This window comes from Streptomyces sp. NPDC001781, assembly GCF_053596035.1.
Map to the genome: position 1 here is coordinate 158397 of NZ_JBSFFI010000013.1, position 10495 is coordinate 168891.

Here is a 10495-nt window from a genome sequence, read left to right on the forward strand (position 1 = left end):
GCCGACCCGTCCTCAGTCGCAGTCGCGGCAGATCGGCTGGCCGTTCTTCTCACGGGCCAACTGGCTGCGGTGGTGGACCAGGAAGCAGCTCATGCAGGTGAACTCGTCCTGCTGCTTGGGCAGCACGCGGACTGCCAGCTCCTCGTTGGAGAGGTCGGCTCCCGGGAGCTCGAGGCCCTCAGCGGCCTCGAACTCGTCGACGTCCACCGCGGAGGTGGACTTGTCGTTCCGGCGGGCCTTCAGCTCTTCGAGACTGTCCGAGTCGACGTCGTCGTCGGTCTTGCGTGGAGTGTCGTAATCGGTTGCCATGTGTCGCTCTCCCCCTCTGGGTGTCTGCGGTGTCTTCAGCGCACGTAACGCGTGAGAGGCCGGACTTGTGCCCGACCTGAGGCGGAGATTTTGCCTCACATCAAGGTCTGTTACTCAATCGACACCCAACCCGGCCCCTCTCGAGTGATCGGCTTGGATGGCGGTGAGGACCGTACACGGTCCGGATGCCGCACCTCAAAGGCGCCTCATCGTGTACTTCCCGTGATCAGGAGCCCTGAAAACCCGGATTTTCCCGGCTTTCCGGCCCCCTTCATGATCACGGACAGTGCATGGCCGGAAATCCGCCCATGTGATGGATCACACAGGAAAAACCTCTTTCGGTGCTCGGAAAATTCCGCGCGAAGCGAACATCCTCCGCGAGTGTCGGGATCTGTGACAAGGCCGGTCACAACGGCAGCGTCACCCGCATCACCAGACCGCCGCCCTCGCGCGGAACGGCCGCGATGTGGCCGCCGTGCGCCCGCGCCACGGACCGCACGATGGACAGCCCGAGCCCGACGCCCTTGTCGCTGCCCGTACGCTCCGTGCGCAGCCGCCGGAAGGGCTCGAAGAGGTTGTCGACCTCGTAGGCGGGCACCACCGGACCGGTGTTGGTGACGGTCAGCACCGCGCGTCCGTGCTCGACCGCCGTGCTCACGTCCACCCATCCGCTCTCCGCCGCCTCGCCGTCGCGCTGCGTCTCGTCGGGGGCCACGTTGTAGCGCACGGCGTTCTGTACGAGGTTGAGCGCGATGCGCTCCAGCAGCACCCCGTTGCCCCGCACCACGGCGGGCTCCAGCTCGCTGCGGATCTCCACGCCGCGGGTCTCCGCCTCGCCGCGCACCTGGTCGATGGCCTGCCCGGCCACCTCGGCCAGGTCCACCGGGCCCCGCTCCACGATCTGGTTGTCGCTGCGGGCCAGCAGCAGCAGGCCCTCCACCAGCTGCTCGCTGCGCTCGTTGGTGGCCAGCAGGGTCTTGCCGAGCTGCTGCAGCTCCACCGGGGCGTTCGGGTCCGAGAGATGGACCTCCAGCAGCGTGCGGTTGATCGCCAGCGGCGTGCGCAGCTCGTGCGAGGCGTTGCCGACGAAGCGCTGCTGGGCGGTGAAGGCCCGCTGGAGCCGCTCCAGCATGTCGTCGAAGGTGTCGGCCAGCTCTTTCAGCTCGTCGTCCGGGCCGTCCAGCTCGATCCGGCGGGACAGGTCCGACCCGGCGACCTGCCGGGCGGTACGGGTGATCCGGCCGAGCGGGGAGAGCACCCGGCCGGCCATCGCGTAGCCGAAGGCGAAGGCGATCACCGCGAGGCCCAGCAGGGCCAGCAGCGAGCGGCTGAGCAGGTTGTCGAGGGCGACCTGGCGCTGGTGGTCGACGCACTGGCTGATCGCCGTGTTGAAGTCCTGCAGCGACAGGCTGGTGGTGTTGTTGATCACCGGGCAGTTGCCGCTGGAGACGCGGAGGTCCTGATAGCCGACGATCTTGAACAGCGGCTGGTTGCCGGTACTGATCGCCTGCGCGGCCAGCAGGTAGATGATCGACAGCAGCAGGATGCCGGCGATCAGGAACATGCCGCCGTACAGCAGGGTGAGCCGTATCCGGATGGTCGGGCGCAGCCAGGGGAAGGGCGGCTGGGGACGGGGATCCCAGGTGGGCTTCGGGGGCGCCTGGGGCGGCGCGGGTGTGGCGGCCACGGCGGATCAGATCCGGTAGCCCGAGCCGGGGACCGTCACGATCACCGGCGGCTCGCCGAGTTTGCGGCGCAGCGTCATCACCGTCACCCGCACCACGTTGGTGAAGGGGTCGGTGTTCTCGTCCCACGCCTTCTCCAGCAGCTGCTCGGCCGAGACGACCGCGCCCTCGCTGCGCATCAGGACCTCCAGCACCGCGAACTCCTTCGGCGCGAGCTGGACCTCCTTGCCGTCGCGGAAGACCTCGCGGCGGTTGGGGTCGAGCTTGATGCCGGCCCGCTCCAGGACCGGGGGCAGGGGCACGCTGGTGCGGCGGCCGAGGGCGCGTACGCGCGCGATCAGCTCGCTGAAGGCGAACGGCTTGGGCAGGTAGTCGTCGGCGCCGATCTCCAGGCCCTCGACGCGGTCGCTGACGTCGCCGGAGGCGGTGAGCATCAGCACCCGCGTGGGCATCCCCAGCTCGACGATGCGGCGGCAGACGTCGTCGCCGTGCACCAGCGGGAGGTCGCGGTCGAGGACGACCACGTCGTAGTCGTTGACACCGATGCGCTCCAGGGCGGCCGCACCGTCGTACACGACGTCGACGGCCATGGCCTCCCGGCGCAGTCCGGTGGCCACCGCATCGGCGAGCAACTGCTCGTCCTCGACGACGAGTACACGCACGTCGCTAGTCCTTCCTGAAGTCCGCCCGTTGGACCGCCATAGGGCGCGGCCGGGCGGATACGGCCGTGGGATCGGGCCTCCATCCTGCCCTTTTCGGCCGTAAGTCGGCTGTAAGCCGGCTGCGGGTGCCACTGGGACGGAGGGGGCGGAACGAGAATGCCGGAATTTCTCCCGCCGACGAGGTTTCCGCGCGGAAGCGGACGGGGAGGACGGCTTTACACCCCGCGATCACGCTCTGCATGTGCCGCAGCACCATGCGGTGCTCCGCGATCACTCGGCGGAGCGGGCGCGGGTGTCCGGCACCGTCGCCGCCCGGCAGGGCAGCGCTGGGCACCCGCGGCGATGATCGCCCCTTCCTTGACCCGGCACATCCCGTGCCACCGACCCACGACCCAGGACGAGGGGGCGCAGCATGGACGCTTTCACCACGGGACTTCTGCAGCGCATAAAGGCGACCGAGTCCGATCTGACGCGGGCACGCGACGAGGGGGACGACTTCCTCGTCGAGGTGGAGCAGGGTGAGCTGGACGACCTGCGCCGTCTCGCCGCGGAGCACGGCGTGGAGGTCGGGGTCACCCCCGCCTGACCTGCTTTGCGGGCACCTGGGGCCTGTCCGGGGGACGGGGGTGCGGGAAGGCAGCCGTGCCGGTCGATCCCGGTGAGCGGGGTCCGGTGCGTCCGGGTGCGAGCCGGAGGAGGGAGTCGACGCGGAGCGTCGGCGAGTGACGACAACGCCGCGGGCGGGTGTGCCAGGCCACGCGTCCGTGTCATGAGCCGCCGGACAGGCCCTGAGGGCTGTCCTGTGGGGTCTTTCGTCCGGATCAGGCCGCCTCCGCGAGGCCGGCCTGATCCAGACGAGAGGCCCTAGTCCTGCCAGGCGCCGAAGTCCCCCAGCAGCCGCTGGAGGGGCTCGAAGACGGCAGGGGTACCCGCGAGCGTCAGCTCGGCCGAGGGGCGCTCTCCGGGCCGCCCGCCGGTCACGGCGCCCGCCTCACGCGCGATGAGCTCCCCCGCGGCCAGGTCCCACGGGTGGAGTCCGCGCTCGTAGTACCCGTCGAGCCGGCCGCAGGCCAGGTCGCACAGGTCGATCGCTGCGGAGCCGCCGCGCCGGATGTCTCGGACCAGCGGGATCAGCCGGGCCGCGATCTCCGCCTGCCGGGTCCGGACGTCGGTGACGTAGTTGAAGCCGGTGGAGACCAGTGCCTGGTCCAGCGGGGCCGCCGGGCGGCAGGCCAGCGGCCGCTCGCCCTCCCAGGCGCCGGTGGCCCAGGCTCCCCCGCCGAGCACGGCCTGGTAGGTCTCGCCGCGCATCGGGGCCGCGACCACCCCGGCCACGGTCTCCCCGCCCACCTCGGCCGCGATGGACACGGCCCAGGTCGGCAGCCCGTAGAGGTAGTTCACCGTGCCGTCCAGCGGGTCGATCACCCAGCGGACCCCGGTGGTGCCCTCGGTGCTGGCACCCTCCTCGCCGAGGAACCCGTCACCGGGACGGCGTCCGGAGATCAGGTCCACGATCAGCTTCTCGGCGGCGAGGTCCATCTCGGTCACGACGTCGACCGAGCTGGACTTGGTCGCCGCCACCGCGAGGTCGGCCGGACGCCCGTCACGGAGCAGCGTCCCCGCTCGGCCGGCGGCCTCCTGGGCGAGCCGGAGCAGTTCGGAGTGGAACGGGTCGGTCACGGGGTTCCTTACGCGTAGGGGCTGTCGGCGCCGGCGGCGGCCGGGCGGGGGGCGCGGGCCGGGCAGCACCCGACCGGGCACACGTCGTGGCTCGCGCCGAGCGCGCCGAGGACGCACGGCGTGATCTCCCGGCCGCGCTCGGTCTCGCACCGCTCCACGACCAGCTCACGGACGGCGGCGGCGAAGCGGGGGTCGGCGCCCACGGTGGCCGAGCGGCGGACCGGCAGGCCCAGCTCCACGGCCTTGGCAGAGGCCTCGGTGTCGAGGTCGTAGAGGACCTCCATGTGGTCGGAGACGAAGCCGATGGGGGCCATGACGACGGCCGGGACCCCGGCGGCGTGCCGCTCCTCCAGGTGGTCGCAGATGTCCGGCTCCAGCCACGGGATGTGCGGGGCGCCGGAGCGGGACTGGTAGACGAGCTGCCAGGGGTGGTCGACGCCGGTGCGCTCGCGGACGGCGTCGGCGATCAGCTGGGCCACGTCGAGGTGCTGGGCGACGTAGGCGCCACCGTCGCCGTGGCCCTCGGCGGGGCCGGAGGTGTCGGCGGCGGCGAGCGGGATGGAGTGGGTGGTGAAGGCGATGTGGGCGCCGTCGCGCACCTCGTCGGGGAGGTCGGCCAGCGAGCGCAGTACGCCGTCGACCATGGGCTCGACGAAGCCGGGGTGGTTGAAGTAGTGCCGGAGCTTGTCGACCCGGGGCGGCGTCAGCCCCTCCGCCTGCAGCGTGGCGAGCGCGTCGGCCAGGTTCTCCCGGTACTGGCGGCAGCCCGAGTAGGAGGCGTAGGCGCTGGTGGCGAGGACCAGCACGCGGCGGCGGCCGTCGGCGGTCATCTCGCGCAGGGTGTCGGTCAGGTACGGCTGCCAGTTGCGGTTGCCCCAGTAGACCGGCAGATCCAGCCCGTGGTCGGCGAAGTCCTTGCGCAGGGCGTCCAGCAGTTCGCGGTTCTGCTCGTTGATCGGGCTGACCCCGCCGAACAGGAAGTAGTGCTGTCCGACCTCCTTGAGGCGTTCCCTGGGGATGCCGCGGCCGCGCGTGACGTTCTCCAGGAACGGGACCACGTCGTCCGGCCCCTCGGGACCACCGAAGGAGAGCAGGAGGAGGGCGTCGTAAGGGGTGGCATCGAGCACGTCTGACATGACTCGATCCTGCCACCCGCCGCTGACAGGGAGGAAACGGCACGGGCGGGAACCGGGAAAGCGGCTTTTCACACCGGTTCACGCCCGCGGGAGACCGGACGCCTTAGGCTCACCTAACTTGTAAGCTGTATCCACCTTCTTCGTGCCTTACCGAGCAGTCCAGACGGAGCCCCGCGTGCCCAGCCCCTACCGCGCCCTGTTCACCGAACCGGGCACCAAGAGCTTCTCCGCAGCGGGCCTTGTCGGCCGGATGCCGCTGTCGATGATGGGCATCGGCGTCGTCACGATGATCTCCCAGCTCACCGGCCGTTACGGCCTCGCGGGCGCTCTCTCGGCCACCATGGCGCTCTCCGCCGCCGTGCTCGGACCGCAGATCTCCCGCCTGGTGGACCGGCACGGGCAGCGCCGGGTGCTGCGACCCGCGACCCTGGTGGCGCTCGCGGCGGGCGCCGGACTGCTGCTCGCCGCGCACTTCGGCTGGCCGGACCCGACACTTTTCGCCTTCGCGGCCGGGGTCGGCGCGGTGCCGAGCCTGGGTCCGATGATCCGGTCCCGCTGGGCCGCGCTGTACGCCGGTGACCCGCGGCTGCACACCGCCTACTCCTTCGAGTCGGTGGTGGACGAGGTCTGCTTCATCTTCGGGCCGATCCTGTCCATCGGCCTGTCCACCGCCTGGTTCCCGGAGGCGGGTCCGCTGCTGGCGGCGTGCTTCCTGGCCGTCGGCGTCCTCTGGCTGACCGCCCAGCGCGCCACCGAACCGGTGCCGCACCCGCGCGAGGAACACGGCACCGGCAGCGCGCTGCGCTCCCCCGGACTCCAGGTACTGGTGGCGACCTTCGTGGCCACGGGCGCCGTCTTCGGCGCGATCGACGTGGTCACCGTGGCCTTCGCCGACGAACGCGGCCACAAGGGCGCGGCCAGCGTGGTCCTCGCGCTCTACGCCGCCGGTTCCTGTGTCGCGGGCCTGGTCTTCGGCCTGCTGCGCCTCTCCGGTCCGCCGCAGCGCCGGTGGCTGCTGGGTGTGGGCGCGATGGCCGCGAGTATGATCCCACTCCTACTGGTCGGAAACCTGGCGCTTCTGGCCGCGGCACTGTTCGTTGCGGGGCTGTCCATCGCACCGACGATGATCACGACGATGTCCCTCATCGAAAAGCACGTACCTCGCGCGAACCTCACCGAGGGCATGACCTGGGTGGGTACCGGTCTGGCGGTCGGGATCGCGCTCGGCTCCGCCATGGCGGGCTGGGTGATCGACGCGGCCGGCGCGCGCGCCGGGTACGGGGTCCCGGTCGCCGCCGGGGCCACCGCGGCCGTGGTCGGTTTCCTCGGGTACCGCCGGCTGCGCAGGCCGGTCACGGGGCGGGGAGGCACCGTTGAGCAGCACGGCGAACGGGAAGCACGGAACGTGGCGTAACTGGGGCGGCAACGTCACCGCCAGGCCCGCCCGGCAGGTGACGCCGGCCTCGGTCGAGGAACTGGCCGCCGAGATACGCGTGGCCGCCGAGCGCGGACAGCGGGTGAAGGCGGTGGGCACCGGGCACTCCTTCACCTCCGCCGCCGCCACGGACGGGGTGCTCGTCCGCCCCGATCTGCTGACCGGCATCCGCGCGATCGACCGCGCCGCCATGACCGTCACGGTCGAGGCGGGCACCCCGCTGAAGCGGCTCAACGCGGCCCTGGCGCGCGAGGGCCTGTCGCTCACCAACATGGGCGACATCATGGAGCAGACCGTCGCCGGGGCCACCAGCACCGGCACCCACGGCACGGGGCGGGAGTCCGGTTCCATGGCCGCCCAGATCACCGGACTCGAACTCGTCACCGCCGACGGCTCGGTGCTCACCTGCTCCGCCGAGCACAACCGGGAGGTCTTCGCGGCCGCCCGGATCGGTCTCGGCGCACTGGGCGTCGTCACCGCGCTGACCCTGGCCGTCGAGCCGCTGTTCCTGCTGACCGCGCGCGAGGAGCCGATGCCGCTCGACCGGGTGCTGGCGGAGTTCGATCAACTCTGGGCGGAGAACGAGCACTTCGAGTTCTACTGGTTTCCGCACACCGGCAGCACCAACACCAAGCGGAACAACCGCAGCGAAGGACCCGCACGGCCGGCGGGGCGGGCGGCGGGCTGGTTCGAGGACGAGTTCCTGTCCAACGGCGTCTTCCAGGCGGTCCAGTGGGTGGGACGCGCCGCCCCCGTCTCCGTGCCGGTCATCGCCCGGGTCTCCAGCCGGGCACTGTCGGCACGCTCGTACACCGACATCCCGTACCGGGTGTTCACCTCGCCGCGCCGGGTGCGGTTCGTGGAGATGGAGTACGCGGTGCCGCGCGCGGCGCTGGCGGAGACGCTGCGCGAGCTGAAGGCCGTGATCGAGCGGTCGGGGCTGCGGATCAGCTTCCCCGTGGAGGTGCGCACAGCCCCGGCCGACGACATCACCCTGTCCACCGCCTCGGGCCGGGACAGCGCCTACATCGCGGTCCACATGTTCCGGGGCGCCCCGTACCAGGCGTACTTCAGCGCGGCGGAGCGCGTGTTCACCGCGCACGAGGGACGGCCGCACTGGGGGAAGGTGCACACGCGGGACGCGGGACATCTCGCAGGGCTGTATCCGCGCTTCAACGAATTCACGGCGTTGCGGAACCGGCTGGATCCGGAACGGCTGTTCCAGAACGACTACCTGCGGAGGGTTCTGGGGTAGTCGGCGCCGGGTCGGTCGCGCCCTCGCCGGGGGTGGGGGCCGAGGTGGCCGCGTCGCCGCCGGGCGCGCTGCTCGGCCCGTCATCCGGGGTCCGCGTGGTCTCGGGCGTCGTGGGCCGACCGGTCGCGGAGCCGTCCCCGGACGGGGTCTCCTCGGTGGAGCCCGTCGTGCCGGACGGAGTGCCGGCCGGCGTGGGGTCGTCCTCGCGGTGGGAGGAGTGGTCGCGGCCGCCGACCGCGTCGCTGACCGTGGTGCCCGAACCGCCGCTGAAGCTGCTGCCGGACGCCGCCTCGTAGAGGGTGATGCCGCCCATCGTGACCCCGAAGACCAGGGCGGCCGCGAGCAGCGGTCGCTTCCAGCTCTTGACCTTGGCCCGGTAGACGGTGCCCTCGGTGAACTCCCCGGGAACCGGTTCCGGATGACCGGCGACGGCCGCCGTACGGGACCGGGTGGTGTCCCGGGCCTCGCGGAACTGCTGGCCCGTGCGCCGGAAGAACTGCTGGAAGACCGAGCCGCCGCAGGTGGCGACGATGCTGACCACCCCGGCGCCCAGGATCGTGCCGTACACCCCGAAGTAGGAGGCCATCTTGGCCGCCACGACCGCCGCGAGCGCGCTGCCCGCGACCTGGGGGACGTTCAGGTCGAACCGCTTCCGACCCGCATCGGGCGTTTCACGCATACCCGGAACCCGCTGCCTTTCCCTTGCTCTGCGCCGGCTCCTGCCGACAGGTGACGAGTGAGGGACGTGCGAAGGGAAACCATTAGTTCCGTTTCGCCGGATTGCGTGAACTTCGCCACGTTGGTGCCCGGCGGAATCCGCCCACGGGCGGCCAAGTCGCACCCCCCGGCAGAAGTTGGGCGGCGCGCCGAAAGACGCGCATGGCCCGAATGGAGTACTGTGGCCAGCCCTGGGCACCGGTGTCCCATCAGGATGTCCGGAGCCTCGCAGGGCCGCCAGGAGGGGGAAAGTTGCACAGGGTGACGAATTTCGTCACTCAGCGTTGCGAACAAGTAACCGTGCCATAACGGCGGTGCTCGGCTCGCGCCCGACACGCCGGGCAACTCGGCAAGGTTGTGGCACGTTGCGCTCGGGCAGGCCACACTCGACTAGCGGAAGCAGCGACGCACGTGACGTCGGCAGGCACCATCCGGGAGGTCCCCATGCCCGAACTGCGTGTCGTGGCCGTCTCGAATGACGGCACACGGCTGGTGCTCAAGGCTGCCGACGCGACGGAGTACACCCTTCCGATCGACGAGCGGCTGCGCGCCGCCGTGCGCGGTGACCGCCCCCGCCTCGGCCAGATCGAGATCGAGGTGGAGAGCCACCTCCGCCCCCGCGACATCCAGGCGCGGATACGAGCCGGTGCCACCGCGGAAGAGGTCGCCCAGCTCGCCGGCATCCCCGTCGACCGGGTCCGCCGCTTCGAGGGACCGGTGCTCGCCGAGCGCGCCTTCATGGCCGAGCGCGCCCGCAAGACCCCCGTCCGTCGTCCCGGCGAGAACTCCGGCCCGCTGCTCGGCGAGGCCGTGCAGGAGCGGCTGTTGCTCCGGGGCGCGGAGAAGGACACCGTGCAGTGGGACTCCTGGCGCCGCGACGACGGCACCTGGGAGGTCCTGCTCGTCTACCTGGTCGCGGGTGAACCGCACTCGGCGAGCTGGACGTACGACCCGCCCCGCCGGCTCGTCCAGGCCGTCGACGACGAGGCGCGCTCGCTGATCGGCGAGTCCGACGACCTCGCGGTGCCGGAGCCCACCTTCCCGTTCGTCCCGCGCATCGCGCGCCTGCCGCGCGACCGCGGCATGGACCGCGCCCTCGACCGGGGCGACCGCGAGCGGCCCAGCCTGCCCGCGCAGCCCTCCGAGCCCGTGGAGGAGACGACGGGCGAACGCGACTCCCTGACCAGCCTGCTGGAGGCCGTGCCGAGCTTCCGGGGTGACCTGGTGGTGCCGGAACTGCCACCGGAGCCCCCGGAGGAGGCGGCCGAGGAGGTCATGGAGGAGGAGCATCCGGCATCCGCCGCGTCGGCCGGTTCCGCCTACGCGGACGTGCTGATGCCCCGCGCCGTCTCCAGCCACCGCGACCGGCTGACAGGTGCGACGGACCGTCAGGCCGAGGCCGACGGGGTTCGCCCCGGCCGCCGTGCCGCCGTGCCGAGCTGGGACGAGATCGTGTTCGGCACCCGGCGCAAGAAGCAGGAGTAGCCGCACCGGAGGGGTGGAGCGCGGGTGCGTTCCACCCCCTCACGTCTTCCGCTGGTTCTCCCGTTTGGACCATGCCGGGCTCGCGGGGGCTGGTGCCGCCCCCTGACCCGGCCTGATCCGCACGAAAGGAC

10 protein-coding genes are annotated in these 10495 nt (G+C 71.6%); 4 read left to right on the top strand and 6 right to left on the bottom strand.

The features are described 5' to 3' along the window. Positions 1 to 12: 12 nt before the first annotated feature. From ACWCV3_RS15150 to ACWCV3_RS15160, 3 genes are all read right to left on the bottom strand, one after another. The gene (locus ACWCV3_RS15150; RefSeq protein ID WP_005481602.1) at positions 13 to 309 is read right to left on the bottom strand and encodes a DUF4193 domain-containing protein; all 297 of its coding nucleotides are present in this window, start codon (positions 307 to 309) and stop codon (positions 13 to 15) included. Between the two features lie 406 nt (positions 310 to 715). After that, positions 716 to 1996 carry a sensor histidine kinase gene (locus ACWCV3_RS15155; RefSeq protein ID WP_451223231.1) on the bottom strand — a complete coding sequence of 427 codons (1281 nt, stop codon included), beginning with the start codon at positions 1994 to 1996 and terminating at the stop codon, positions 716 to 718. A gap of 6 nt (positions 1997 to 2002) precedes the next feature. Then, positions 2003 to 2656, bottom strand: a complete 654-nt coding sequence (locus ACWCV3_RS15160; protein WP_007387794.1) for a response regulator transcription factor — start codon at positions 2654 to 2656, stop codon at positions 2003 to 2005. 412 nt (positions 2657 to 3068) lie between these two features. Here ACWCV3_RS15160 and ACWCV3_RS15165 point away from each other — a divergent pair, with 412 nt between their 5' ends. Next, complete coding sequence (locus ACWCV3_RS15165) at positions 3069 to 3242, top strand: hypothetical protein (RefSeq protein WP_165425622.1); 174 nt, start codon at positions 3069 to 3071, stop codon at positions 3240 to 3242. A 278-nt stretch (positions 3243 to 3520) separates the two neighbouring features. Here the strand turns inward: ACWCV3_RS15165 and ACWCV3_RS15170 are convergent, their stop codons facing one another. Together ACWCV3_RS15170 and ACWCV3_RS15175 are read right to left on the bottom strand one after the other, a co-directional pair. Beyond that, positions 3521 to 4336, bottom strand: a complete 816-nt coding sequence (locus tag ACWCV3_RS15170; protein WP_451223232.1) for an inositol monophosphatase family protein — start codon at positions 4334 to 4336, stop codon at positions 3521 to 3523. 8 nt (positions 4337 to 4344) lie between these two features. Further along, complete coding sequence (locus ACWCV3_RS15175) at positions 4345 to 5472, bottom strand: ferrochelatase (RefSeq protein WP_451223234.1); 1128 nt, start codon at positions 5470 to 5472, stop codon at positions 4345 to 4347. Positions 5473 to 5647: 175 nt separating this feature from the next. On the opposite strand from ACWCV3_RS15175, the gene ACWCV3_RS15180 reads away from it, so the two are divergent. Next, positions 5648 to 6886 carry an MFS transporter gene (locus ACWCV3_RS15180; RefSeq protein ID WP_451223236.1) on the top strand — a complete coding sequence of 413 codons (1239 nt, stop codon included), beginning with the start codon at positions 5648 to 5650 and terminating at the stop codon, positions 6884 to 6886. After that, on the top strand, positions 6846 to 8162 hold the full coding sequence (locus tag ACWCV3_RS15185) for a D-arabinono-1,4-lactone oxidase (protein ID WP_451223238.1): 1317 nt from the start codon (positions 6846 to 6848) through the stop codon (positions 8160 to 8162). The genes ACWCV3_RS15180 and ACWCV3_RS15185 overlap by 41 nt, the downstream gene beginning before the upstream one ends. On the opposite strand, the gene ACWCV3_RS15190 is transcribed toward ACWCV3_RS15185, so the two are convergent. After that, complete coding sequence (locus ACWCV3_RS15190) at positions 8089 to 8841, bottom strand: hypothetical protein (protein WP_451223240.1); 753 nt, start codon at positions 8839 to 8841, stop codon at positions 8089 to 8091. The two genes, ACWCV3_RS15185 and ACWCV3_RS15190, sit on opposite strands and share 74 nt — an antisense overlap. Positions 8842 to 9323: 482 nt before the next feature. Between ACWCV3_RS15190 and sepH the strand changes: the two genes are divergently transcribed. Further along, complete coding sequence (gene sepH / locus ACWCV3_RS15195) at positions 9324 to 10364, top strand: septation protein SepH (RefSeq protein ID WP_451223242.1); 1041 nt, start codon at positions 9324 to 9326, stop codon at positions 10362 to 10364. The last annotated feature ends 131 nt before the right edge of the window (positions 10365 to 10495 follow it).